22 protein-coding genes are annotated in these 23571 nt (G+C 63.0%); 13 read left to right on the top strand and 9 right to left on the bottom strand.

Features of this window, described 5'->3' with window-relative positions:
• The first annotated feature begins 18 nt into the window (after positions 1 to 18).
• Positions 19 to 996 (top strand): nucleoside hydrolase, encoded by a 978-nt coding sequence (locus C5J26_RS18390; RefSeq protein ID WP_105403071.1) that lies wholly within the window; start codon positions 19 to 21, stop codon positions 994 to 996.
• Here the strand turns inward: C5J26_RS18390 and C5J26_RS18385 are convergent, their stop codons facing one another.
• Genes C5J26_RS18385 through C5J26_RS18370 form a run of 4 tightly spaced genes read right to left on the bottom strand, consistent with a single transcriptional unit; the run spans position 997 to position 6038 of the window.
• Positions 997 to 3102 carry an acetate--CoA ligase family protein gene (locus C5J26_RS18385; protein ID WP_105403070.1) on the bottom strand — a complete coding sequence of 702 codons (2106 nt, stop codon included), beginning with the start codon at positions 3100 to 3102 and terminating at the stop codon, positions 997 to 999.
• Positions 3103 to 3112: 10 nt separating this feature from the next.
• Complete coding sequence (locus tag C5J26_RS18380) at positions 3113 to 3937, bottom strand: enoyl-CoA hydratase/isomerase family protein (RefSeq protein WP_105403069.1); 825 nt, start codon at positions 3935 to 3937, stop codon at positions 3113 to 3115.
• Between the two features lie 23 nt (positions 3938 to 3960).
• Positions 3961 to 4890 (bottom strand): pseudouridine-5'-phosphate glycosidase, encoded by a 930-nt coding sequence (locus C5J26_RS18375; protein ID WP_105403068.1) that lies wholly within the window; start codon positions 4888 to 4890, stop codon positions 3961 to 3963.
• Between the two features lie 38 nt (positions 4891 to 4928).
• Positions 4929 to 6038, bottom strand: coding sequence for a carbohydrate kinase (locus tag C5J26_RS18370; protein ID WP_105403067.1), 1110 nt, complete (start codon positions 6036 to 6038; stop codon positions 4929 to 4931).
• A 115-nt stretch (positions 6039 to 6153) separates the two neighbouring features.
• Between C5J26_RS18370 and C5J26_RS18365 the strand changes: the two genes are divergently transcribed.
• The 5 genes from C5J26_RS18365 to C5J26_RS18345 all read left to right on the top strand — a co-directional run bounded on the left by C5J26_RS18365 (position 6154) and on the right by C5J26_RS18345 (position 11021).
• Positions 6154 to 7128, top strand: a complete 975-nt coding sequence (locus tag C5J26_RS18365; RefSeq protein WP_105403066.1) for an isopenicillin N synthase family oxygenase — start codon at positions 6154 to 6156, stop codon at positions 7126 to 7128.
• Positions 7129 to 7209: 81 nt separating this feature from the next.
• Positions 7210 to 8247 carry an ABC transporter substrate-binding protein gene (locus C5J26_RS18360; RefSeq protein ID WP_105403065.1) on the top strand — a complete coding sequence of 346 codons (1038 nt, stop codon included), beginning with the start codon at positions 7210 to 7212 and terminating at the stop codon, positions 8245 to 8247.
• A gap of 89 nt (positions 8248 to 8336) precedes the next feature.
• Positions 8337 to 9380, top strand: a complete 1044-nt coding sequence (locus C5J26_RS18355) for an ABC transporter ATP-binding protein (protein ID WP_105403064.1) — start codon at positions 8337 to 8339, stop codon at positions 9378 to 9380.
• On the top strand, positions 9377 to 10234 hold the full coding sequence (locus C5J26_RS18350) for an ABC transporter permease (protein WP_105403063.1): 858 nt from the start codon (positions 9377 to 9379) through the stop codon (positions 10232 to 10234). The genes C5J26_RS18355 and C5J26_RS18350 overlap by 4 nt, the downstream gene beginning before the upstream one ends.
• A 4-nt stretch (positions 10235 to 10238) precedes the next feature.
• Positions 10239 to 11021 carry an ABC transporter permease gene (locus tag C5J26_RS18345; protein WP_105403062.1) on the top strand — a complete coding sequence of 261 codons (783 nt, stop codon included), beginning with the start codon at positions 10239 to 10241 and terminating at the stop codon, positions 11019 to 11021.
• On the opposite strand, the gene C5J26_RS18340 is transcribed toward C5J26_RS18345, so the two are convergent.
• Positions 11018 to 12163 (bottom strand): DSD1 family PLP-dependent enzyme, encoded by a 1146-nt coding sequence (locus tag C5J26_RS18340; protein ID WP_105403061.1) that lies wholly within the window; start codon positions 12161 to 12163, stop codon positions 11018 to 11020. The genes C5J26_RS18345 and C5J26_RS18340 overlap by 4 nt on opposite strands.
• A 136-nt stretch (positions 12164 to 12299) precedes the next feature.
• Between C5J26_RS18340 and C5J26_RS18335 the strand changes: the two genes are divergently transcribed.
• From C5J26_RS18335 to C5J26_RS18325, 3 genes are all read left to right on the top strand, one after another.
• Positions 12300 to 12911, top strand: a complete 612-nt coding sequence (locus tag C5J26_RS18335) for a LysE family translocator (protein ID WP_105403060.1) — start codon at positions 12300 to 12302, stop codon at positions 12909 to 12911.
• Between the two features lie 90 nt (positions 12912 to 13001).
• A complete protein-coding gene (locus C5J26_RS18330; protein WP_105403059.1) occupies positions 13002 to 13367 on the top strand; it encodes a nuclear transport factor 2 family protein in 366 nt (121 codons plus the stop codon).
• Entirely contained in the window at positions 13364 to 14191 is an 828-nt protein-coding gene (locus C5J26_RS18325; protein WP_105403058.1) for a helix-turn-helix domain-containing protein, read from the top strand. Before C5J26_RS18330 ends, C5J26_RS18325 begins: the two co-directional genes overlap by 4 nt.
• 21 nt (positions 14192 to 14212) lie before the next feature.
• Here the strand turns inward: C5J26_RS18325 and C5J26_RS18320 are convergent, their stop codons facing one another.
• Entirely contained in the window at positions 14213 to 16171 is a 1959-nt protein-coding gene (locus C5J26_RS18320) for a methyl-accepting chemotaxis protein (protein WP_105403177.1), read from the bottom strand.
• A 385-nt stretch (positions 16172 to 16556) separates the two neighbouring features.
• A complete protein-coding gene (locus C5J26_RS18315) occupies positions 16557 to 17150 on the bottom strand; it encodes a TetR/AcrR family transcriptional regulator (protein ID WP_046666423.1) in 594 nt (197 codons plus the stop codon).
• A gap of 237 nt (positions 17151 to 17387) precedes the next feature.
• Here C5J26_RS18315 and C5J26_RS18310 point away from each other — a divergent pair, with 237 nt between their 5' ends.
• From C5J26_RS18310 to C5J26_RS18300, 3 genes are read left to right on the top strand one after another with little or no spacing between them, the layout of a single operon-like run.
• Complete coding sequence (locus C5J26_RS18310) at positions 17388 to 17861, top strand: (2Fe-2S)-binding protein (RefSeq protein WP_105403057.1); 474 nt, start codon at positions 17388 to 17390, stop codon at positions 17859 to 17861.
• Entirely contained in the window at positions 17861 to 18844 is a 984-nt protein-coding gene (locus C5J26_RS18305) for a xanthine dehydrogenase family protein subunit M (protein WP_105403056.1), read from the top strand. The genes C5J26_RS18310 and C5J26_RS18305 overlap by 1 nt, the downstream gene beginning before the upstream one ends.
• A complete protein-coding gene (locus C5J26_RS18300) occupies positions 18841 to 21129 on the top strand; it encodes a xanthine dehydrogenase family protein molybdopterin-binding subunit (protein WP_105403055.1) in 2289 nt (762 codons plus the stop codon). The genes C5J26_RS18305 and C5J26_RS18300 overlap by 4 nt, the downstream gene beginning before the upstream one ends.
• Positions 21130 to 21163: 34 nt before the next feature.
• Here C5J26_RS18300 and C5J26_RS18295 read toward each other — a convergent pair whose 3' ends face one another.
• Positions 21164 to 22117, bottom strand: coding sequence for a LysR family transcriptional regulator (locus C5J26_RS18295; protein ID WP_105403054.1), 954 nt, complete (start codon positions 22115 to 22117; stop codon positions 21164 to 21166).
• A gap of 103 nt (positions 22118 to 22220) precedes the next feature.
• Between C5J26_RS18295 and C5J26_RS18290 the strand changes: the two genes are divergently transcribed.
• Entirely contained in the window at positions 22221 to 22829 is a 609-nt protein-coding gene (locus C5J26_RS18290) for an NADPH-dependent F420 reductase (RefSeq protein WP_256386084.1), read from the top strand.
• A 3-nt stretch (positions 22830 to 22832) separates the two neighbouring features.
• Here the strand turns inward: C5J26_RS18290 and C5J26_RS18285 are convergent, their stop codons facing one another.
• Positions 22833 to 23495, bottom strand: a complete 663-nt coding sequence (locus C5J26_RS18285; RefSeq protein WP_105403052.1) for a sulfite oxidase-like oxidoreductase — start codon at positions 23493 to 23495, stop codon at positions 22833 to 22835.
• Positions 23496 to 23571 lie beyond the last annotated feature (76 nt).

Genomic DNA, 23571 nt, shown 5'->3' with positions numbered 1-23571 from the left:
TATCCGAGAGTGACCCGCATGGCAGAGAAGATCATCATCGATACCGACCCCGGCCAGGACGACGCGCTGGCCATCCTGCTGGCGCTCGCCAGCCCGGAAATCGAAGTGCTGGGGATCGTCGCGGCCGCAGGCAACGTGCCGCTGTCGCTGACGACGAAGAACATCCGCAAGATCTGCGAACTCGCTGGCCGTTCGGACATCAAGGTATTCGCCGGCTGCAGCCAGCCGATGACCGGGCCGCTCGTCACCGCCGAACATGTCCACGGTGCGACGGGTCTCGACGGCGCCGATCTTCCTGAACCGACAATGCCGCTTCAGGAACAGCAGGGTGTCGATTTCATCGTCGAGACGCTCGCAAGCGAACCGGCCGGTACCGTCACCGTCTGCACGCTCGGACCGCTCACCAATCTCGGCAAGGCTTTGACCCGGGCGCCCGAAATCGCCGCCCGTATCAAACAGATCGTGCTGATGGGCGGTGGGCTGTTCGAAGGCGGCAACATCACGCCGGCGGCGGAATTCAACATCTATGTCGATCCGCAGGCCGCGGCCGTCGTGTTCGGTTCGGGCGTGCCGATCGTGATGATGCCGCTCGACGTCACCCACCAGACGCTGACAACCCGCGCTCGCGTTGCCGCCATCCAGGCAATCGGCACGCCGCTTTCCGACGCCGTGGTCGGCTGGCTCGACTATTTCGAGCGCTTCGACGTGGCGAAATACGGCAGCGACGGCGGACCGCTGCACGATCCGAACGTGATCGCCTACCTCGTAAAGCCGGAGCTTTATTCGGGCCGGCTCTGCAACGTGGAGATCGAGACGGAGTCCGAGCTGACCAAAGGCATGACGGTCGCCGACTGGTGGGGCGTTTCCGGCCGGCCGAAGAACGCGATGTTCATGCGCGATGTCGATGCCGACGGTTTTTATGCGCTGCTGACCGAGCGGCTGTCATGGTTCGGACGCGCGGAGAATGCCGCTCCACCGAAGCTGCGGCTGGTCTGATCAGTCGCGCTTCCGCGGGATGATCAGCGCGTCGAGGATGCGCACGCCTTTGCCTTCGGGTAATACCGCTACCGGATTGAGATCGACCGCCTCGATATCGTCGCCGTATTGCGCGGCGAACTCGGAGAGCCTGACCAGCAACTCGGCGAGTGCCCTGCGATCCGCCTTCTGCCCGCCGCGATAACCTTCCAGCAGCGATGCCAGTTTCGTCTCGCCGATCATAACGTCGGCGCGGGCAAGGTCGATCGGCAGGAGGTCGAAGGCGCTATCCTTCACCAATTCCACCAGCACCCCGCCGATGCCGACGACGAGGCCGAAACCGAAGGGTTCGTGGCGCACGAGGCCGACCAGTGCCTCGACACCGCCCGTCACCATTTCCTGCACCGAAACGCCGCGCAGATCCGCATTCGGGGCGTAGGCACGGGCGCCCGCCATGATGGCGTCGAAGGCGGCGCGGGCTTCCGTTTCCGAAGCGATGCCGAGTTTCACGCCGCCCGCTTCCGTCTTGTGCAGAATATCCGGCGACTCGATCTTCATGACCACCGGGAAGCCGAGTTGTCTGGCTGCTTCGGTAGCGGCGTCCGCGCTGCTGACGAGTTGTTCCCTGGGGACCGGCAGTCCTTCGGCGGCGAGCAGTTGCTTGGCCTCGCGCTCGGTCAAAGCTCCGGCGGGGAGGTATTTCTTTGTCGCCGTTACCTTGCCGGGCCAGGAGACGAGGCGGCTTTGAGTGATCAGGCTGCGGACGGCTGTCAGCGCGCTTTTGGTACCGCGCAGCACCGGCACATTCGAAAGCTTGGCCTCGACATCCGGGTGATGGCCGGAGGAGAGGTTGCTCATGAATATGACCGGCACCTTGCCCGTCTCGGCATGGTCGGAAACTGCCTGGGCGATGCCGAGATATTCTGAAGCACAGAAATCGTCCAAGCCTACGGGTGCGTCCTGGGTCGCAACGATCAGGCCGATCGAGGCGTCGTCGGCGAGCGCGTGCAAAACATCGCGGTAGATCTTGCCGTCCGCGAAGACGACGCCGGTCGTGTCGAGCGGGTTCTGGGGTGTGGCAAAGGGCGGCAGCAGCGCCTTTACGTGTTCGACCGTTTTGGGCTGGAGGTCAGGCAACGAAAGGCCGACCTCATCGGCGACATCGGAAACATGGGCCACGCCGCCGCCGGAGACGCCGACGATGGCGACGCCGGGCTTGGCGGGGCGGTCCTTCAGGTCCAGGCAGAGCGTCGCCGTTTCCATGAAACCGTCCATATCAGGCACTTCGATGATGCCGGTCCGGCGGAAGAAGGCGCGGTAGGCGTCGTTGCTGCCGGCGAGCGAACCGGTATGGGCGGCGGTCGCCTGGGCTCCGCGTTCGGAGCGGCCGGCGCGAAGGGCGATCACCGGCTTGTTGGCTGCGTGCATCTTCTCCATCGCTGCCGCCAGTTTTTCGGGCTCGCGGATGGTCTCGAGGACGATACCGACGGCGCTGGTCTGGTCATCCGCCGCGAGGAATTCGAGATAGTCGGGAATATCGGTCGCGGCGCTGTTGCCGGAGGAGACGATGTGGCTCAGCCCGAATCTTCCCGTATTGCCGAGCGCAATGGCACTGGCGCCGGAGTGAGAAAGGATCGCGAAACGGCCCTTTTCGAGATTGGTCGAGAGGCTGGAGGAATAGAGTGCGGCACCGAAGCTCAGATTGAAGAGGCCGAGGCAGTTCGGGCCGCAGATCGCCATGCCGTAACGCTCGGCGATCTCGACCAATTGCTGCTGGCGTTCACGACCGGCCTCGTCAAGTTCCGCGAAACCGGAGGCCAGCACGACCGCCGCCTTAACGCCGGTGCTGCCGGCCTCTTCGAGGGCCACGATCACCTTGTCGGCGGCGATGCCGATCACGGCCACATCGGGTGCATTGGTCAGTGCGGAGAGGGAGGGCGAGGCGGGAAGCCCGAAGATTGTCCCGCGCCTCGGATGCACCGGAATGATCTGTCCCTGATAGCCGAAGCGCATCAGGTTCTTCATCACATAGCTGGAGGAGGCGTCGGCGCGCTCGGTGGCGCCGACGACCGCGACGGAGCGCGGTGCCATCAGGGCTCGCATCGCTTCCGCGGTATTGGCCGCCATGGCCAAAACCTCAGTCGAGGCCCTTGAAGGGATCGTCACGGAAGGCGAGATATTCCTTCAGCGACATTTTTGCGAGGTTTGCCATCCACTCGCGGCCTTGCCGGGTGACGTGGAGGGCGGCAATCGCTTCGATATTGTACTGGAACGACGGCATCAGGCCGGCAACCATCTGCTGGTTGTTGATCGAAGCCTTGGTATATCTCAGCGCCGGCACCGGCATGCGGGCCAGCTTGCGGGCGAGGTTCTCGGTCTTTTCCTTGAGCTGGTCGGCCGGCACCACCTTGTTGATCAGGTGCATCCGCAGCGCCTCCTGGGCATCCACCATGTCTCCGGTGAACATCAGCCAGCGCACGTCGCGGGTGGCAAGCAGCCAGGGCATCATCAGCGCCGGCGGGCCGGAATTGTGGCGGACTTCCGGTTCGCCGAACTTGGCGTTGTCGGCGGCGATCGCCAGATCGCAGCACATCATCAGCTCAAGTGCGCCGGCAAGCGCGTAACCGTTGACCGAGGCGATGACGGGGATCGGGGCGCGCCAGATGTTGAGCAGTGCCTCGGCATTTTCCGACATATCCTCGCGCCAGAAATCGATGTCGACATCGAAATCGCCGCCCTGGAGGTCGTAGCCGGAAGAGAAGGCGCGACCGGTGCCGGTGATGACGAGCGCGTTGATGTCCGGATCGGCGACGGCTGCGGCAACCGCCGCGTCGATCTCGCGGATCACCGTCTTGTTCATCGCGTTCATCTTGTCGGGGCGATTGATGGTGATCGTCGCGAACTTGTCGGTCAAATCCTTCTCGTAAAGGATCGTCTCGTAGCTGTTCATTTGCGGGTTCATGGGCAGTTCCCCTTGTTCTTGAACTATTTGCCGACCTTCTTCAGCGCCGCGTAGGCGACGGTCATCTTCGCGGCGAGACGCGCGTTGTTCTTCACCAGCTCGATATTGGCCTTGAGGCTCTCGCCCTTGGAAAGCTCGTTGATGCGGGCGAGCAGGAAAGGCGTCAGTTCCTTGCGGCCGATGCCGCGCTCTTCCGCCTCGCGCACGGCGTCCGAGATCGTTCCGTCGATGAATTCCGGCGTCAGGGCTGCCGCTTCCGGGATCGGATTGGCTATCAAGAGACCGGTGCCGGTGCCGAGCTGGTGGTGCAGATACATGGCCTTGGCGATCTCTTCGGCCGTATCGAGCCGGTGGTCGGCCTTGAAACCGCTCTTGCGGGTGAAGAAGGCCGGGAAATCGTCGGTGCCGTAAGCAATGACCGGAACGCGCTGGGTTTCGAGATATTCCAGCGTCTTGGCGATATCGAGGATCGATTTAACGCCGGCGCAGACGACGGCGGTCCTGGTGCGGCCGAGTTCGGTCAGGTCGGCGGAAATGTCGAACGTCTGCTCGGCGCCGCGATGCACGCCGCCGACGCCGCCGGTCGCGAAAATCTCGATGCCGGCAAGATCGGCCATCAGCATGGTGGCTGAAACGGTAGTGCCGGCCGACTGGCCGCGGACCATGGCGACTGCGAGGTCGCGGCCGGATGCCTTCACGACGCCCTTGGCCTGGGCCAGTTCTTCCAGTTCGCTGTGTTCGAGGCCGACGCGCAGCTCGCCGTTGACGACGGCGATGGTCGCCGGGATCGCGCCGTTCTCGCGGATTACGGCCTCGACGCCGAGTGCGGTTTCGAGATTGGCGGGGTAGGGCATGCCATGGGTAATGATCGTCGATTCCAGCGCCACGACCGGGCCGCCGGCTGCGATCGTTTCGGCCACTTCGCGGCTCAGCTTCGGTTTGATGAGGGCCATTTCGGTATTCCTTAAATCGTTTTCGACCAGCCGATGGGTCAGCCGGCCAATCGGTGCATATTGGCTTCCAGGAAGCGTTCGGACAGGTCCGTATGGACGCTTGCGGTGCTTTCGGTGGTCAGCGTGCCGAGCAACGCGCCGGTGCGGGCCGCATTATAGGTGTCCTCGCCGTGCAGGATCCGGTGCAGCGTGCCCGCGATCATCGCATCACCTGCGCCAGTGATATCGACGGGCCGGGCATGGACTGCCGGGAAGGTGCGGGCGCCCTCGGTGCCGGCAACCGCAATGCCGCGCGGACCCATGGTGACGACCGCCTCGCGCGCGCCTGCAGCCTGCAGGGCAAGCGCCGCCTCCTTGGCGTCGTCGATCGTCTCGTGCGCGTTGCGTCCGAGGATCGCGTTCGCCTCATCGATGTTCATGAACAGCAGATCGACGCCGGTGAGATCTTTCGGCAGGCGGGCTGCCTTGGGTGTCGAGACCGCGTCGATCGCCAGCCGGAAACGGGCGCCCTGACGTTTGGCGATCAGAGCCGAAAGCGTCTCAGCCGGCAGGTTGCAGTCGGAAAACACCCAGCTTGCGGCGGCGAGATGCGGCCAGATGCGCTCGATATGGCTCGGCAGCAGCAGGTCGAAAATGCTCATGTCCGCAATGCCGAGCACGAGGTCGCCCTTGGTGTCGAGGATGGCGGCATATTCCGCCGTCGGGCGCTCGGTCGTGGTGATGATCTGGCTGACATCGATGCCGCGGTCGCGCATGTGCTTGACGACGGCCCGTCCGCCTTCGTCGTCGCCGACGATCGACACGAAACTGGTCGTGGTGCCGAGAAGGGCGAGGTTTTCCGCCACATTGCGGGCAACGCCACCGAGGCTGCGCACGCCGTCGACCGGGTTTGAAGTCTCGAAGACGAACTCCTGCTTGGCGCGATATTTGCGGTCGAGCACCGCGCCGCCGATGCAGACGGCGCGGGTTTCGGCCGGCATAACGTAACCGCGGCCGAGGATGTAGCCCTTCTGCATCAGCTGCACGATATGGGCGGCGACCGTCGAGCGCGCCAGCCCGAGCATGGTGGCGATCTCCTGCTGGCCCGCGAACGGGTTGTCCTTGATGATTGCCAGGACGGCCGCTTCCTGTGGCGCAAGGTCATCCATGTTTCGTCGATCGTCCTTGGGTCGAGAACCGCATTGCAACTTCGTTCATTTTGATATGGACAACAACAGATGTTTTTGTCAACATCTGTTTGTCAGATGTGAATTGGAGGTAGGCATGTCCTTAACGAGCGCCAATCCTGCGTCATCCAATGATGCCGTTTCCGGCATTCCAGTGGTCGACGTTGGCCCCTTCATCCGCAACGAGGCAGGCGCTGCCGCCGTCGTGAAGACGATCGAAACCGCCTGCCGCGACACCGGTTTCTTCCTCGTGACCGGCCACGGTGTTTCGCCTGAAGTGACGTCGAGGCTCTACAATCTCGCCCGCGCCTTCTTCGATTACCCGCAGGACTGGAAGAAAACGCGAGGCCGCGGTGCCGGCGTTATGGGTGGTGTCGCGTTTTCGCCGATCGCCGAGGAGGCGCTGGCCGCCACACTCGGCATCAAGACACCTGGGGACTACAAGGAAAGCCTGAATTTTGGCGAGAACCTTCCCGGCGACACCTGGCCGGACAGGCCGGATGGCCTGGAACAGGCGTTCCGCGATTATTTCAAGGAGATGGAGACGCTCGCCAAGCACATGCGTCGCATCTTCTGCCAGGCGATCGGGCTCGACCAGGACTATTTCGAGCCCTCCTTCGAAAACCATCTCTCGGCGCTGCGCGTCATCAACTATCCGGAGCAGGAAGAATCGCCGCTGCCGGGCCAGATGCGTGCCGGCGTGCATACCGACTACGGCTTCATGACGATCCTGCGCTCGGAGGCTTCGGCCGGCGGACTTCAGGTGCGCAACCGCAACGGCGACTGGCTGGACGCGCCGTCGATCGAGGGCGCCTATGTGATCAACATCGCCGATGCCTTCATGCGCTGGACGAATGACGAATGGGTCTCGACACCGCACCGCGTCGCCAATCCACCGACCGGTTTCAAGGGTACTGCCCGTCGTCAATCGATCCCGTTCTTCCTCAATCCGTCGAAGGATACGGTGATCGAATGCCTGGCCCCGTTCGTAAAGGGCGGTGCCAAATATGAGCCGATCACCTATGGCGACTATATCGACCTGAAGACGAAGCAGGCTTTTTCGAAAGGCTGATCACCGACCACATTCGTGCGCAGAAGCGGAGAACCGCCGGCACAGCAAGGTCTCGAAAGACCGCAACAAGGGGAACTGAACATGATGGATTTCACAAAGCGGCAAACGCTTGCCGGAATGGGTGCACTCGCCGCGGCCGGCCTTTTCGGCCTTCCGGCGCGGGCTCAAGGGAAGGCGCTGGTCGTGCCGACGCTCGGCGGGGTGTGGGAGCAATACTGGCGTTCGACCGTCGGTCCCGCCTTCACCAAGCAGACCGGCGCCGCGGTGACGCTCGACGTTGGCAACGGCCGCGTCTGGGGCGCCAACCTGCGTGCGGCGGGCGCCGCCAAACCTCCCTATTCGATGGTGATGACCAACGAGGTTTTCGCCTCCGGCCTGCGCAAGGAGGGTTTTTTCGAAAAGCTCGATCTCACCAAACTCTCGAACTACAACGATCTTTATCCGCTCGCCAAGAAGACAGACGGCTGGGGCGCGATCGGCGCCGTTTCGCCGATCGGCATCGGCTACCGCACGGACCTGGTGAAGACCAAGCCGAAGTCCTGGAAGGATCTCTGGAACAACCCGGAATTCAAGGGCAAGATCGGCCTCTACAACTTCGCCAACAGCGCCGGCAAGATGGAGTTGCTGCTGTTTTCGAAGATCTTCGGCAAGGACCAGTATGACGTCGATGCCGGTTTCGCGGCACTCCAGAAGCTCGGCTCGGTGATCCAGGTGGACTTCAACATGTCGACGGGCCTCGCCTCCGGTGAAATTGTCGTCGCACCCTTCGACTTCGGCGAAATCGCTCGCCTGCGCCGCCAGGGCCTGCCGGTCGACTGTATCATCCCGGAGGAAGGGATGTTCATGTTCGACCAGACCATCAACATCCTCGCCAACGCGCCGGAAAAGGAACTGGCCTACCAGTACGCCAACTTCCTGCTGTCGCCGGAAGTGCAGGGGATGATGATGAAGGAGTTCTTCATCTCGCCGACCAATTCCAAGGTGGTCGTGCCGGCCGAGCTCAAGGTCGACGTGCCGGTTTCCGGCGCCGACATGGACAAGATCCTCACCTGGGACTGGAACTTCGTCAACGAAAAGCAGGGCGAGCTCGCCGAACGCTGGGCGAAGACGATCAAGTGATTTCCCCGCTGCGATCATGGTCTGTCTTCGAAAGCAGGCCATGATCGGCTTTTTTCGGGTCAGGTTCTTCAATTAGAAAGTGAAATTTCATGACAGAGGTTAGCATCGAAAAGCTGACCAAGGACTACGGGCAGGGTCCTGCGGTCAACAGCATTTCGATACGGATCGCCGAGGGCGAGTTCATCTCGCTGCTCGGGCCGTCCGGTTGCGGCAAGACGACGACGCTGAAGATGATCGCCGGTTTCGAGGACGCGACCGCAGGGGCGATCCGCTTCGACGGCCGGGACGTGGTGCATGTGCCGGTCGAAAAGCGCGATATCGGCATGGTCTTCCAGAACTATGCGCTCTTTCCGCATATGACGGTCGAAAAGAACCTCGCCTTCGGGCTCGAGATGCGGAAGCTTCCAAAGGACGAGATCCGCACCCGCATCGCCAAGGTGCTGGATATGGTGCAACTCGCCGGTTATTCGGAGCGTTATCCGCGCCAGCTTTCGGGTGGCCAGCAGCAGCGCGTGGCGCTTGCCCGCGCTTTGGTCATCGAGCCAAAGATCCTGCTGCTCGACGAACCGCTCGCCAATCTCGACGCCAAGCTGCGTGAGGAGATGCGTGTCTTCATCCGCGACCTGCAGCGTCGTGTCGGCATTACCACGGTCTACGTCACCCACGACCAGGCCGAGGCGATGACCATGTCCGACCGGGTGGTGGTAATGTTCGGCGGCCGTATCGCCCAGATCGGCACGCCATCGGATATCTACGAGCGGCCTGCCAATCTGGAAGTCGCCGAGTTCGTCGGACAGGTGAACATCATCCGCGGCAAGGTCGGCAACCGCGTCGTTTCGACGGCCTTCGGCGATGTGCCGGTCAGCGGGGACTTCGCCGATGGTGCCGAGCTGATGCTGGCTCTGCGCCCGGAAGCGGTCGAGCTGCTGCCGATCAACTCAGGCTCCACAGGGGCGCCGGCCAAGGTCCTGTCGAGCTATTATTCCGGCAGTCTCGTCGATTACCGGCTGGAGCTGGCGACCGGCGCCGTCGTCAACGTGCAGACGTTTCCACGCACGCGGTTTGCCGATGGCGACCAGGTGCTGGTGCATGCGCCGTCCGATCGCTTCTGGCCGCTAGGGACCGTGGCATGATTGTCCCGTCCAGAAAAAGGTTCGGACCGCTGCTGCTTATCGCGCCTGCCGCGATCCTGCTCGGCGTGTTCCTCGTGCTGCCCTATCTCAATATCGTCGTCATGAGCTTCCGTATGCCGGGGCAGGGCACGCCCTATGGGCCGGGCTTCACGCTTGGCAATTACGGCAAGTTTTTCTCGGACTTCTTCTATGTCCAACAGGTGATCAACACGCTGTGGATCGGCTTCCTGACGACCTTCATCTGCCTGGTTCTCGGTTATCCCGTCGCCTGGCAGCTGGCGCGCGGGGCCTCGACCTTCCGCGCGCTGGGTTATGCGCTGGTGCTCTCGCCTCTGCTCGTCGGCATCGTCATCCGCAGCTACGGCTGGACGATCCTGCTCGGCAATAACGGCATCATCAACCGCACCCTGACCGGCTGGGGGCTGATCGATGGGCCGCTGCCGCTGATGTACAACGCGCTCGGCATCATCATTGCGCTGGTGCATGTCTTCCTTCCTTTCATGATCCTGCCGATCATGAGCGCCATCCAGGGCATCGATCCGTCGCTCGAAGCGGCGGCCCGGTCGCTGGGCGCGTCGAAGGTCACCTCCTTCCGGCGCGTCACCCTGCCGCTGTCGCTGCCGGGTATCCAGGCCGGCTGCATCCTTGTCTTCGTCCTGTCGCTCAGCGCCTATGTCACCCCATCGCTGATCGGCGGCTTGCGCGTAAAAACCATGGCGGTGACGGTGGTGGATGCGCTGATCGATACGTTCCAGTGGCCGTTCGGTTCGGCGCTGGCGCTGATGTTGTCGGTCACCGGTGCGATCTTCGTCGTCATCTTCGGGCGGCTGACCGTCATGAAATGGAAGGCATAGAGACATGTCGAAACCGTTCTTCACCGTCTATTGCCTGCTCATCTACGCTTTCCTGCTGGCGCCGATCGCGGTCGTGGTAATCGCTTCCTTCAATGCCGGGGCCTTCCTTACCTTCCCGCCGCAGGGGCTTTCCTTCCGCTGGTATCTCGTCTTCTTCAACAACGAGGTGTTCATGCGGGCGATCCGCACCTCGCTGTGGATCGCGGCGCTGACCACGGTGATCTCCGGGATCATCGGCACGATGGCGGCGATGTTCTATGTGACCCATGCCGGCAAGCTCAAGGAGACGGTGCGGGTCGCCATGCTGGCGCCGCTCTTGCTGCCGGAAGTGCTGACGGCGATCTCGCTGCTGTTCTTCGTCTATTCGGCCGGCCTCGGCACGCAGAACCTGGTCGGCATGATCGTCGGGCATGTGCTGATCACGCTGCCCTTCGTGTTCATCAACGTGTCGGCCTCGATGGAAAGCTATGATCCGGCCTGGAGCCTTGCGGCGCAGAGCCTCGGGGCAGGGCGGTTCACCCGCTTTCGGCGGATCATGCTGCCGCTGATCAAGCCGGGCGTCATCGGCGGCTGCCTGTTCGCCTTCATCATCTCGTTCGACGTCTTCACCATCTCCTTCATGCTGAAGGGTGTGGGCATGTCGACGCTGCCGATCCAGCTGTTCGACTACCTGCGCACCAATTTCACGCCGGAAGCGGCGGCCGTCTCGACCTGCTCGATCGTGCTGACGATGGCGGTGGTGGTCATCTCGGAAAAGGTGCTGGGCCTGCGCATCCACCGTTTCTAATAGAGCTTGCCTCGGGCGGTGACAGGCCAGAGCGCCTCGACGCGACCATTCCGGACGCAGACATACCAGTCGTAGAGATTGCAGGTCGGGTCGCAATGGCCGGGCACGAGGCGCAGTCGCTCGTTGAGCTTCAGCGTATCCTGCGGGTCCTCGATCTTGCCGTGCTCGTCCGAGGCGCTGACGAACTTGAGATCGGGGCGTTCGAACACCGTCGGCAGGCCGCTGTCGATCGCGTGCGCCTTGAGGCCCGCGTCGCAGATGGCGCGGCCGGAGGCAGGCTTGCTCATGATCGAGGTCAGCACCAACAGCGCATGTTCGAAACCGCCGACCGTGCCGTTGCCTTCGGTCGAGCGGACACGGGCGTAATCCGCATCCATGAAGATGTAGGAGCCGGGCTGGATCTCGTTGTAGACGCCGGAGGCGCCTTCGAGATTGTGTGTGCCGGTGCCCGCGCCGGTAATGATTTCCGGATCCAGCCCCGCGTCGCGCAGCAGCTCGGCCGTTTCCTGCGCCATGCCGATCGCCTTGTCGATCGCGGCGCGGCGGTCGACCGGATCGTAGATATGCTGGGCGCTGCCGTGATAGGCCTGGATGCCGGCGAAGGTGAGGTTCGGCGCTGCTGCAACGGCTTTCGCCAGTCCGACGGCCGGTGCGCCGGGTAGTACGCCGCAGCGGCGGGCTCCGCAATCGATTTCCACAAGCACGTCGAGCGTCACGCCATGCCGGGTGGCTGCATCCGAGAGCGTTGCGACGACGGCCGGGTCATCGACGCAGACGGAGACATGGGCGCTCCTTGCGAGCCGCGCCAGCCGGTCGATCTTTTTCGGATCGGCCACCTCGTTGGCGACGAGCACGTCGGTGACGCCGCCGCGCACCAGCGCTTCCGCTTCGGATACTTTCTGGCAGCAGATGCCGACTGCGCCGCCGTTCTCGATCTGGTAGAGCGCGACATCCGCGGACTTGTGGGTCTTGGCATGCGGGCGAAGCCGCACGCCCATCGCCCCGGCGTGATCCCTCATCCGCGCGACATTCCGCTCGAAGACATCGAGATCGATGATCAGCGCCGGCGTCTGGATGTCGGCGATATTATCGCCGATGGCGGCCGGCACGTCGTAGCCGATGTCGTCGGGAGAGGAGGTCATGAGGTCGGGTCCGCAATCAGATGGCGCGACGATAGGTTCGCCGCCGCATCCAGGCAATCGTCCGCCTGCAATTTCGTTCAAGATCGATGCGGCTCTCTCCGATAGCTGTGGGAAAACATCTTGAGAGGATCGCCCCATGAGCCCGGAATTCCTGATTACCTCCTTCATCGTCGTCGCCTCGCCTGGTACCGGCGTGCTGATCACGCTCGCCGCCGGCCTGTCGCGAGGCGCGCGAGCAAGTCTCGTTGCCGCGCTCGGCTGCACGCTCGGCATCCTGCCGCACATGATCGCGGCGGTGTCGGGCCTTGCCGCGCTGCTGCATGCCAGCACCTTGGCCTTCGAGATCATCAAATATCTCGGCGTCGCCTATCTGCTGTTCATGGCCTGGCAGGTTCTGAAGGAAAAGGGGGCGCTGACGGTGGAGGCGGACAAGACGCCGAAATCCGTTGGCCAAGTCATCGTCTCGGCTATCCTTGCCAATCTGCTCAACCCGAAACTGTCGATCTTCTTCTTCGCTTTCCTGCCGCAGTTCGTCCGCCAGGATGAGATGGCGCCCGTTCTGCGCATGACCGAGCTCAGCCTCGTCTTCATGCTGATGACCTTCGGCGTCTTCGTTCTCTACGGGCTGTTTGCCGCCTCGGTGCGCAGCCACGTGATCTCGCGGCCGAATATCCTTGCCTGGATGCGCCGTATCTTCGCCGGCGCCTTCGTGGTGCTCGGCGCGCGGCTTGCGCTTTCGGCGCGATAGTTATTACCTGCCGCGTAATTGAGACGATGCAGCCGCTCCGGCATGTTCGCCCTGCCTGCAACGAGCAGGGCGATCTCAAGGAGAAAAGACATGACCGATGCGAACACCAATGCCGAACGTTATCTCGCCATCTGGAACGAAACGGATGCCGTTCGCCGAAAGGCGATGATCGCCGAAACCTGGGCTGAAGACGGGCTTTATGTCGATCCGCTGATGCGCGGCGAGGGCCATGAGGGCGTCGATCGCCTGGTCGAAGGCGTCCAGGCGCGGTTTCCGGGTTTCCGCTTCACGCTGATCGGCGCGGCCGACGGTTATGACGACAATCTGCGCTTTTCCTGGGAGCTCGGCCCAGTGGATGGCGAGGCGCTGATCAAGGGCACGGATTTCGCCGTGCTGGAAAACGGCCGGTTGAAGTCGGTCTGCGGTTTCCTCGACCAGGTCCCGGCCGCCGCATGACGACCCTCGCACCCGCCCGTCCCCTCGGTGATTTCCTGCGCGAATGGCGCCGCCGCCGGCGCATGAGCCAGCTAGACCTGGCGCTTGAGGCCGATATCTCGCAGCGTCATCTGAGCTTCATCGAAAGCGGGCGGGCGGTCCCGAGCCGGGACATGCTGCTGCATCTCGCGGAGCGGCTCGAGGTGCCGCTTCGCGAACGCAATCCGATGCTGCTCGCCGCCGGTTTCGCGCCGGTGTTTGCCGAGCGCAAACTCGACGATCCGGCACTCCAGCCGGCGCGGCGGGCGATCGATATGGTGCTGAAGGGCCACGAGCCCTTCCCTGCACTCGCGGTCGACCGGCACTGGACCCTGGTGGCCGCCAATGCCGCGGTGGCGCCGCTGCTTGCGGATGTCGCGGACCGGTCGCTGATCGAGGGGCCGGTGAACGTGCTGCGGCTCAGCCTGCATCCGCAGGGCCTTGCGCCTCACATCGCCAATCTTGTCGAATGGCGCAATCACCTGCTCGAACGGCTGCATCAGCAGATCGCGGCGACGGGCGACCGTGTTCTTCAGAAACTGCTGGAAGAGCTCTCGGGTTACCCGATGCCGGAAGGGGCTTCGAAGTCCGCGCCAAAGCATGATTATGCGGGCATCGCCGTGCCGATGGAATTGCGGACGGAGGCGGGGCTTTTGTCCTTCATCTCGACGACGACGGTCTTCGGAACTCCGGTGGATGTGACGCTGTCGGAGCTGGCGGTCGAATCCTTCTTTCCCGCCAATGACGAGACGGCCCGGCTTCTGCGCCAGATGGCAGAGGCCGGGCCGTCGAAGAGCGACAGTTAGAGAGTTAGGATCGCGGGCGGATCAGAATTCGGTCCACTGCGATTCCGCCGTTGCAGCAGCCGAGGCACCGCCGAAGGACTTGCTGACGCGCTGCGCAAGGCGACGGGCCGGCGATTCCTGCGGGACGGCGTTGCGGCTTGCCGGGGCCGGGCCGGAGCCGTAGGTCGGCCGCTGCTGTATTCCGGAACGCTGGCCGCCTTCGGAGAGCTTGAAGCGGGTGAGGAGATCACGCAGCTTCGTGCTTTCCGATGCGAGATTGGCGCCGGCGGCGTTGGTTTCCTCGACCATCGCGGCGTTTTGCTGGGTCACCTGGTCCATCTGGTTGACGGCGGTATTGACTTCGGCAAGGCCGAGCGACTGTTCGCGGGCTGCTGTAGCGATTGCATTGATATGCTCGTTGATGGTGACGACGTGGCTTTCGATCGTCTTCAGCGCATCGCCGGTTTCGCGGACAAGCTTCACGCCGTTCTGGACCTCGGCACCCGACTTGCGGATGAGATCCTTGATCTCCTTGGCCGCATTCGCCGAACGCTGGGCGAGTTCGCGGACTTCCTGTGCGACGACCGCAAAACCCTTGCCGGCTTCACCGGCGCGGGCCGCTTCGACGCCGGCATTCAGCGCCAGCAGGTTGGTCTGGAAGGCGATCTCATCAATGACGCCGATGATGTTGGAGATTTGGCTGGAAGACTGCTCGATGCGCTGCATCGCGTCGACGGCGTTGGCAACCACGGCACCCGACTGGGCGGCGCTGGAATTTGCCTGGAGGGCGATCGTCTTTGCCTCGTCCGCACGCTTGGAAGAATTCGAGACGTTGGCGGTGATTTCGTCGAGGGCTGCGGCGGTCTCTTCAAGCGAGGCTGCCTGCTGTTCGGTCCGCTTGGAAAGGTCGTCGGCGCTCTGGCTGACTTCACGCGAACCGCTGTCGATCGAATGGGCCGAGCCGGCGACTTCCGAGAGTGCCGCACCGAGGCCGGACACGGCGGAGTTCAGGTCTTCGCGCAGAGCTTCAAAATCCGGAGCGAAGGGTTCGTTGAGCTGGAAAGCGAGATCGCCGGAAGCAAGGCGGCGCAGGCCGGCGGCGAGGCCGGAAGTCGCTTGCTGGAGGCGGGCCTGAGCGGAGGCTTCGGCCTCTTCCTGCACGCGGATACGGTCGGCTTCGGCTTGGGCGCGGGCTTCTTCGGCCTGTTCCTGAAGCTGTCTGTTGGAGATCGCGGCCTGACGGAAGACTTCCACGGCACCGGCCATCGCCCCGATTTCGTCCTTGCGTCCTGCAAAGGGGATCTCGGTAGCTGTGTCGCCTGCGGCAAGGCCGCTCATCGAGGCGGTGATGCGTTGGATGGGTCGGGCAATGCCGGACAGCACGTAGACGGCAGCACCGACGATCAGCAGGAAGACGACGCCGAGGATGATTTCCATCGTGGTGAGCGCGGTGGAATAGGTCGTCTCCGCCTTGGCGGTTTCGAGGGCCGCCTCGTCCGTGTTCGACTTGACCAGCTTGGTCACGGCTTCCATGACCGGCTGGATGGTGATCCGCATCTTTTCCATCTCGACGCGGGCGCGAGCGTCGGAGGCCTTGCGGGAGAAATCCAGCATTTTCTGCCCGCTGAGGACGTATTTGTCGATGCCGGTCTGGATCTGCTCGATGATCTGCTTTTCCTGGTCGCTGGAGATCAGCGGCCTGTAGGTCTGGAGAGCAGCCTTGAGCGCATCGGACTGCTGGGCAATCAGTTTTTCCGCAGTCTCCATGCCGAAGTCCGACGTCGTCGTCAGATGGCCCATATAGGCGACCGTCATTCCGAGGATGGCCGTCTCTATATTCTTCGAGGCCTGGACGCTCGGCATCGAGTTTTGCGAAATCGTGGTGAGATTTCCAGCGACATTGGAGAGCGAGGAAATGGCCGCCCAGGCGAGAACGGCGACGAGCGCCGCAATCGCGCCGAAGACGGCGATAAGCGAACTGCGAATGGAGAGACGGGACATGAGGTTCGGCTCCGGATTGGTGAAGCCTCGAAAGAGGCAACGCGTTTTCACGCGCAGATCTGATATCTGGCGGTGTGGGAAAAGAACCGGTCTCATACCAGCTCTTGCGCTACACCTGATGGCGGTCGCGCGATAGCCGGGAGCTTAGGGTCAAACTCTTTAACGACAGATTGAATTTTGATAATGTGCAACGTCTTTTGACGATTTTCGGAGCGAAAAATTCGAAATTTCGTCCAGGCTATCCGTTTATTTTATAACAATAATATTGAAACCGGATCTTCTGAGTAACAGGTTACCTGTCAATCTGGGATTGCTTGATTTTCCGTTCAAGCGGGATGCGAAATCTAGCCTATCCGGCCGGTCGATACGGGCCGGATACGAGGCGTTATCTGCGGGTTCGCAGGCCGTCCATCAGCAGGCCGATCAGGCGATGCGACCGCTCGCGCCATTCGGGCGATTCCGGCATGGAATAGATGCTCGACAGCGCGTGCAGGAGATCGGTCGTTTCGATGTCGCGGCGGATATATCCTCCGTCGCCTGCAGTCTTCAAAAGACTTTCCAGCGCGCCGCGGATGAGGCCGGAGCCTTCGGAAAAAAGGGAGGAGTTGGAGGTCATGAGGATACGCAGGCTGTTGGCCATACCGCGCTTGGTGGCGATATAACCGACGAAGCGCCGCATCCATTCCTCGAGCGCCATGTCCGGCGAATGGAGCCGGGCAAGCTCGGTGGCGGCGCTCGCCAGGCCTTCGAGCTCGCGGCGATAGACCACCTCGACGAGATGCTCACGGCTTGGGAAATGGCGGTAAAGCGTACCGATGCCGACGCCGGCCTGCCGTGCTATATCTTCGAGCGAAGTCTCGACGCCCTTTTCCGCAAAGGCTGCGGCCGCCACCTCGACCAGCTTTTCGCGGTTGCGGCGGGCATCGGCGCGAAGCCTGGTTTGTGCGGGCGATGTCGTCTTCGGCTCGGCCGAGGCCAAAATACTGCTCCAGGCAAATGGGGGCTTGACGAAAATCCGTAAGCCACTAGTTTAAACGGAGGCGCCTCCGGTTATTTGGAGTGCCTTCCACTTCTTAGTCCAGAGGGGGACGGATGTCATGCCGAAATGTGCCGGTGCTTGTCTCGCCGAACATCATCTAGGGCATCACAGCCAGTTGGCCAGTCCGCCCCGGGCTTTAAAGTTCTCATTATCGTGACAATGGCAGGAGCTTGATCCATGACACGAACCATCCATCTTTCGCTCGATATCAACGGGAGGCGGTACGACCTCGACGTCGAACCGCGCGTCACCTTGCTCGATGCCCTGCGCGAACATCTGGCGCTGACCGGCACCAAGAAGGGCTGCGACCAGGGCCAGTGCGGCGCCTGCACCTGTCATGTCGACGGCAGCCGTGTGCTTTCCTGTCTGACGCTCGCAGCCCAGGTCGAAGGCCGGCAGGTCACCACGATCGAGGGGATCGCCACTGAGAACGGCGCGCTGCACCCCGTCCAGGCGGCTTTCGTGGAGCATGACGCGTTCCAATGCGGCTATTGCACGCCGGGCCAGATCATGTCGGCAGTCGCCTGCATTCGCGAGGGCCATACGGGATCCGACGAGGAAATCCGCGAATACATGTCCGGCAATCTCTGTCGGTGCGGAGCCTATAACAGCATCGTCGCGGCGGTTCGCGAAGCGGCGGAGATGGCGTGATGAGAGACTTTTCCTATCTCCGCGCCACGTCTGCCGACGAAGCCCGGCAGGCGGCGCTCCAGGCTGGTTCAGTGCTGCTTGCCGGCGGCACGACGCTGCTTGATCTTGCAAAATGCGGCGTGATGGAACCGGAAACGGTCATCGATATCACCCACCTCTCGGGCCTCGGCGAAATTACTGTCGATGCCGGCGGCGCCACCATCGGTGCGCTTGCCAAGATGGGGGAGGTTGCCGACCACGCAGGCATCCGTGCCGCTTTCCCGGCGGTTTCGGAATCGCTGTCGCTGGCGGCCTCCGCCCAACTCCGCAACATGGCGACGATCGGCGGCAACCTGTTGCAGCGGACGCGCTGTTCGTATTTCCGCGAGCCGGACGTGTTTCCGGCCTGCCACAAGCGCAATCCCGGCTCCGGCTGTTCGGCACTCGGCGGCGTGACCCGCAACCATGCCGTCCTCGGCACGAGCGATGCCTGCATCGCCAGTTACCCGGGTGATCTGGCCGTGGCACTGGTTGCCTTCGACGCCGTGGTCGAACTCGGCGGGCGGACGGTATCGGTCGACGACTTTTTCCTGACGCCGGGCAATACGCCGGAGCGGGAAACCGCGTTGCAGCGCGGCGAGATGATCACCGCGATCACCGTCCCGGCCTCGGCGGCTGCAAAGAACTCGACCTATCTCAAAGTCCGCGACCGTCAGTCCTATGAATTCGCGGCAGCGAGTGCCGCAGTCGGGCTGGAATTCGAAGCGGACGGCAAGACGGTGCGCGATATCCGCGTCGCTCTCGGCGGCGTCGCCACCAAGCCGTGGCGGGCTCGCAACGTTGAACAGGCGCTGGTCGGCAAGGTGCTCAGCCCCGAAACCGTCGAGGCGGCGAGCCGTCTCGCCATGGAAGGTGCCGTTTCGCATGGCGCCAATCACTACAAGATCGAACTTGCGCCGCGCGTCGTCGCCCGCGCCATCCTGAAAGTTGGAGGTCTCGCATGACCATCATGGAACCCCGCAAACACGGCGATGCCTCCGACGGGACTGTCGGCGGCCGTCAAACGCGCTTCGAAGGCAATCTGAAGGTCACCGGTGGCGCGACCTATGCGCTGGAATATCCGCTCGAAGGCCTTGCCTACGCCATTCTCGTGCAGAGCACGATCCCGGCCGGCCGCATCATTTCGGTCGATGCGGAAAAGGCGCTTGCGGCCCCAGGCGTGCTGATGGTGCTGACGCCGGATGACGACCTGGGTCTCCTGGTCGCCTCCGACTGGGGTGGCAATCGCCCGGAAAACCAGCCGTATTACCCGCTGCCGCGGCAGGTGCAGTACAATGGCCAGTCGATCGCCGCCGTCGTCGCCGAAAGCCGCGAACAGGCGGTCGAGGCGGCAAGGCTGATCTGCATCACCTATGAGAAGGCACCGCATGTCGCAAGCTTCGACGATGCCGCTGCCGGTGAAGGCAAGGTGATGGACAATCTCACCGCCGGATGGGGCGATGCCGAGGCCGCACTTGCGGCCGCACCGGTTCAGATCGAAGGCGAATATTCGACGCCGCGCGAATATCACGTTGCCATGGAGCCGCATGGGCTGACCGTGAAGTGGGATGGCGACCAGATCACGGTCTGGGAGCCGAGCCAATGGTCGCATGGCATGGCGCGCAGCTATTCCGAATGGTTCGGCATTCCTTACGAAAACGTCCGACTGGTCTCGCCGTTCATCGGCGGCGGGTTCGGCTCCAAGGGGGCGGCCCTCGCCCACGGCGCGGTGGCCGCTTTCGCTTCCAGAAAGCTCGGCCGGCCGGTCAAGCTTGCGCTCACGCGACCACAGAATTTCACCAACTACGGCGGTCGCGCCGCGACACGCCAGCGGATCAAGATTGGCGCGACGGAAGACGGCATCCTGCAGGCGATCGTCCATCGCGGCGCCAGCGAGACCTCCACCTATGCGGACTGGCCCGAGCAGACCGGTGCCGCAACGCCGATCCTCTACAGGATAGAGAATTTCTCGTCGCAGCATCGGGTCGTGCCGGTCAACACTGTCACACCGGGTGCGTTGCGCGGACCGGGCAAGAACCCCAGCGCCTTCGGCATCGAAAGTGCGATGGAGGAACTCGCCTACAAGCTCGGCATGGACCCGCTCGAACTTCGGCTGAAAAACTACGCCGACCACGACTACCAGTCGGGAAAACCCTGGTCGACCCGCAGGCTGCGCGAAGCGCTGACCGAAGGTGCCGAGGCCTTCGGCTGGTCGAAACGCAGCCATGAACCGCGCTCCATGCGCGACGGCAAAACCCTGATCGGCTGGGGCATCGGCTGCGGCACGTTCCCGGTCATCCAGGCGCCGAGCGAGGCGATGATCCGCATCCTGCGCAATGGCCGTGTCGAGGTCGTCAGCGGTGCGATCGACATGGGGCAGGGGACGTATACGATCCTTGCCCAGACGGCTGCCGAAGTGTTCGGCATTCCCGTTGACCAGGTCGAGGTTCATCTCGGCGATTCCCGGCTGCCGGGCTCGGCGATCGCCGGCGGCTCGATGCTGGCGGGCTCGATCCTCGGTGCCGTGCACAAGGCGGCGACGGCGGCCCGCGACGAACTGATCGGGCTGGCGCTCAACGACGAAAATTCGCCGCTGCGCGATACCGGCGCCAATACGCTGACCTTCAGCGGCGGCCGCGTTGCCGTTCCCCGCGAGCAGGGTCCGTCGCTCACGCTTTCGGAACTGATGGCGGCGCTCGGTCGCGACGAGATCGAAATCCTGAGGAATACGCTGCCGGACGGCGCTACCGCCCAGGAGCAACATCAGGCCTGGACGAGCATGGCCAAGATCCAGGGGCCGACCATGGGCGAATATTCCATGCATAGCTGGTGCGCCCATTTCGCCGAAGTGCGGGTGGATGAGGATTTTGGAACGGTGCGGGTGTCCCGCATCGTCTCGGCCTTCGATTGCGGCCGGCTCTACAATCCGCGGCTGGTGGAAAGCCAGTGGCGGGGCGGCATCATCATGGGCATCGGCCAGGCTCTCCTGGAAGAAGGTCTCGTCGACCAGCGCAACGGCCGCACCGTCAACAGCAACATGGGCGACTATCTGGTGCCGACCAATGCGGATGTGCCGCATATCGAGGTAATCTCGGTCGGCATTCCCGACTACGGCGCCTCGGCGCTGGGCGGCAAAGGCGTCGGCGAAGTCGGCATCGTCGGCGTCGCGCCGGCTATTGCGAATGCGGTCTTCCACGCGACCGGCAAACGCGTCCGCGACCTGCCGATCACGCTCGAAAAGCTGATCTGATCGATCCCGCGCATCCGGTTTCGGCCGGGTGCGCCTATCTTCGCTTCGGCATGTTCGATGCCCCGAGGCTGCCGGCAAAACGTTCGGCCAGACGCTCTTTCCGGAGATGCTCGACTACGAAGTCGACAAAGACGCGGGTCTTTGCCGGCAGCAGCGTCTTGCTGGCGTAGTAGATCGAGATCGGCCCGATATCCGCATACCAATCGGGCAGCAGCCGGACGAGCGTGCCGCTCTCCATATACGACAAGGCATCCGGCATCGCGATCATCGCAACGCCGAGGCCGAGGCTTGCTGCGTGGGCAATGGCGGCCGGGTCGTTGAGCACCATCTTTTCCCTCAGTGCGACCGGCACTTCGTCGCCGCTGGCATTTCGCATCACCCATTGGCGGATACGGCCGGTATTGGAAGAACGCATATGGATGCCGTCGAGGTTCGCAAGGTCCGCCGGATGAGCCGGTATGGGCCTGTCCTTCACGTAGGCCGGTGAAGCGACCAGAACGATATGGGCCGGCGCCAGCACCCGGGCGACTGCGCCGGGCGTCAGCTCAAACCCACCGCCGATCGCTGCGTCATATCCCTCGGCGATCAGATCGACCTGCCGGTTTTCGAAGGACCAGTCCGGACGGATCAGCGGATAGCGCGCCATGAACTCGGGCAGCAGCGGCAGGATATAGCCCGTTCCGAAATGCGGGCTCATGCTGACCTTGAGCACGCCGGCCGGCTCTGCGCTTTCCGACGAGGCGCCAGCGATCGCAGCCTGCAGCGCCCCGACGTGATCGCTGATCTCCGACAGAAAACGTTCGCCCGCTTCCGTCAGCGTCAGCCTTCGCGTGCTGCGCTGGAAGAGGCGGGTGCCGAGGTTCCGCTCCAGCATCGCGACATTGCGGCTGACGGCCGCGGGCGTCAGTGCCAACCGCCTGGCTGCAGCCGAGAAGCCACCGAGCTCTGCGCTGCGCATGAAGGATTCGAGATTGGCGAGGCTTTCCACGGAAGGTCTATTCTCAACGGTTACTTGAAGATGCTTGGCATTATTACTGGCTAATCAAGCGCCAATCCAGAGGCGATATTCCTGTCATCGAAACCACTGGAGTATCGCAATCATGACCATCGGTATCATCGGCGCCGGCAATATTGGCGCAGCCTTCGCCCGTACTCTTGCAAGAAACGGCGTGCGCGCCACCATCGCCAACAGCCGCGGTCCGGCCTCGCTCGAAACACTGACGGCTGAGCTGTCGCCCTGGATTTCCGCCGGCACGATCGAAGAGGCCGCAAGTGCGGACATGGTGCTGATCGCGGTTCCATGGACGAAGCTGCCGGCTGCCCTTGGCGGCCTCCCTGACTGGAACGGCCGGATCGTCATCGATGCAAACAATCCGATCGAGTCGCCGCTCTACAAACCGGCCGAACTCAACGGCCGTCTTTCCAGCGAGATCGTCGCCGACCTCGTGCCGGGCGCCCGGGTGGTGAAGGCCTTCAATCATCTATTCGCGAAGTTGGTTGAGGCCGACCCTGCTTCCGAGGGTGGCAAGCGTGTGCTGTTCTACTCGGGCGACGATGCTGCGGCAAAGACGGAAGTCGCCGCCTTGACGGAGAAGCTCGGCTTCTTCGGCATAGACCTCGGGCCGCTTGCTGTCGGGGCCAAGCTGGCGCAGTTCCCGGGAGGCCCGCTGCCGGGACTGAATCTCGTCAATTTCGGCTGATCCTCAGTCGTCCGAATAACGCTCCTCGGACCAGGGATCGCCGCGCATATGGTAGCCGTTCTTCTCCCAGAAGCCGGCCTGGTCCCGGTCGAGGAACTCGATGCGGTTGAGCCATTTGGCGCTCTTCCAGAAATAGAGGTGCGGCACCACCAGCCGCACCGGCCCGCCATGTTCCTCGGTGAGCGGCTTGCCTTCCCACTCGGTGACGATGATCGCGTCCGGCGAGGCGAAATCCGAAAGCAGCAGGTTGGTGGTATAGCCGTCATAGCTGGTCAGCATGACGGCGACGGCCTCCTCCTGCGGATCGACGAGATCGAGAAAGTCGTGCGTCGAGACGCCTTTCCAGTTGTTGTCGTAGCGCGACCAGGTGGTCACGCAATGGATGTCAGAGCGCATCTCGGTCTGCGGCAAAGCCTGGAAGGCCGCCCAATCCAAGGTCCTGCGGTTGTTGACGAACCCGCGCACGTCGAGTTTCCAGCGCTCGGTCGAGACCTGCGGCTGCTGGCCGAGGTCGAGTACCGGCCAGTTCTTGACCAGGTGCTGGCCTGGCGGCAGGCGGTCGGTTTCCGGCCTGGTGATCCGGCCTGTCAGGAACTTGCCCTGTTCCGCCCATTTCCGCTTGGTGATGGTGAGCTTCGAATCCTCGGGCTCAATCTCGTCGGCCATATCCGGTTCTCCTTGCGTCGCCCGATAATCTGATAAACAAGAAAGGCAATCAATCGCCTGTTCGGAAAATCCTGTT

Origin of the sequence: Neorhizobium sp. T7_12 (assembly GCF_002968535.1) — a bacterium.
Classification (GTDB): domain Bacteria; phylum Pseudomonadota; class Alphaproteobacteria; order Rhizobiales; family Rhizobiaceae; genus Neorhizobium; species Neorhizobium tomejilense.
Note: the sequence above shows the minus strand (reverse complement) of the source record. Positions and strands in the feature narration are given on the sequence as shown.

What these genes read in the sequence shown, in the direction of transcription:
- C5J26_RS18390 (WP_105403071.1), top strand. Translation starts at nt 19, where the DNA reads ATGGCAGAGAAGATCATCATCGATACCGACCCCGGCCAGGACGACGCG.
- C5J26_RS18320 (WP_105403177.1), bottom strand. Translation starts at nt 16,171, where the DNA reads ATGTCCCGTCTCTCCATTCGCAGTTCGCTTATCGCCGTCTTCGGCGCG.
- C5J26_RS18330 (WP_105403059.1), top strand. Translation starts at nt 13,002, where the DNA reads ATGACCGATGCGAACACCAATGCCGAACGTTATCTCGCCATCTGGAAC.
- C5J26_RS18340 (WP_105403061.1), bottom strand. Translation starts at nt 12,163, where the DNA reads ATGACCTCCTCTCCCGACGACATCGGCTACGACGTGCCGGCCGCCATC.
- C5J26_RS18380 (WP_105403069.1), bottom strand. Translation starts at nt 3,937, where the DNA reads ATGAACCCGCAAATGAACAGCTACGAGACGATCCTTTACGAGAAGGAT.
- C5J26_RS18360 (WP_105403065.1), top strand. Translation starts at nt 7,210, where the DNA reads ATGATGGATTTCACAAAGCGGCAAACGCTTGCCGGAATGGGTGCACTC.
- C5J26_RS18305 (WP_105403056.1), top strand. Translation starts at nt 17,861, where the DNA reads ATGAGAGACTTTTCCTATCTCCGCGCCACGTCTGCCGACGAAGCCCGG.
- C5J26_RS18385 (WP_105403070.1), bottom strand. Translation starts at nt 3,102, where the DNA reads ATGGCGGCCAATACCGCGGAAGCGATGCGAGCCCTGATGGCACCGCGC.
- C5J26_RS18335 (WP_105403060.1), top strand. Translation starts at nt 12,300, where the DNA reads ATGAGCCCGGAATTCCTGATTACCTCCTTCATCGTCGTCGCCTCGCCT.
- C5J26_RS18325 (WP_105403058.1), top strand. Translation starts at nt 13,364, where the DNA reads ATGACGACCCTCGCACCCGCCCGTCCCCTCGGTGATTTCCTGCGCGAA.
- C5J26_RS18285 (WP_105403052.1), bottom strand. Translation starts at nt 23,495, where the DNA reads ATGGCCGACGAGATTGAGCCCGAGGATTCGAAGCTCACCATCACCAAG.
- C5J26_RS18355 (WP_105403064.1), top strand. Translation starts at nt 8,337, where the DNA reads ATGACAGAGGTTAGCATCGAAAAGCTGACCAAGGACTACGGGCAGGGT.
- C5J26_RS18350 (WP_105403063.1), top strand. Translation starts at nt 9,377, where the DNA reads ATGATTGTCCCGTCCAGAAAAAGGTTCGGACCGCTGCTGCTTATCGCG.
- C5J26_RS18345 (WP_105403062.1), top strand. Translation starts at nt 10,239, where the DNA reads ATGTCGAAACCGTTCTTCACCGTCTATTGCCTGCTCATCTACGCTTTC.
- C5J26_RS18370 (WP_105403067.1), bottom strand. Translation starts at nt 6,038, where the DNA reads ATGGATGACCTTGCGCCACAGGAAGCGGCCGTCCTGGCAATCATCAAG.
- C5J26_RS18300 (WP_105403055.1), top strand. Translation starts at nt 18,841, where the DNA reads ATGACCATCATGGAACCCCGCAAACACGGCGATGCCTCCGACGGGACT.
- C5J26_RS18310 (WP_105403057.1), top strand. Translation starts at nt 17,388, where the DNA reads ATGACACGAACCATCCATCTTTCGCTCGATATCAACGGGAGGCGGTAC.
- C5J26_RS18365 (WP_105403066.1), top strand. Translation starts at nt 6,154, where the DNA reads ATGTCCTTAACGAGCGCCAATCCTGCGTCATCCAATGATGCCGTTTCC.
- C5J26_RS18375 (WP_105403068.1), bottom strand. Translation starts at nt 4,890, where the DNA reads ATGGCCCTCATCAAACCGAAGCTGAGCCGCGAAGTGGCCGAAACGATC.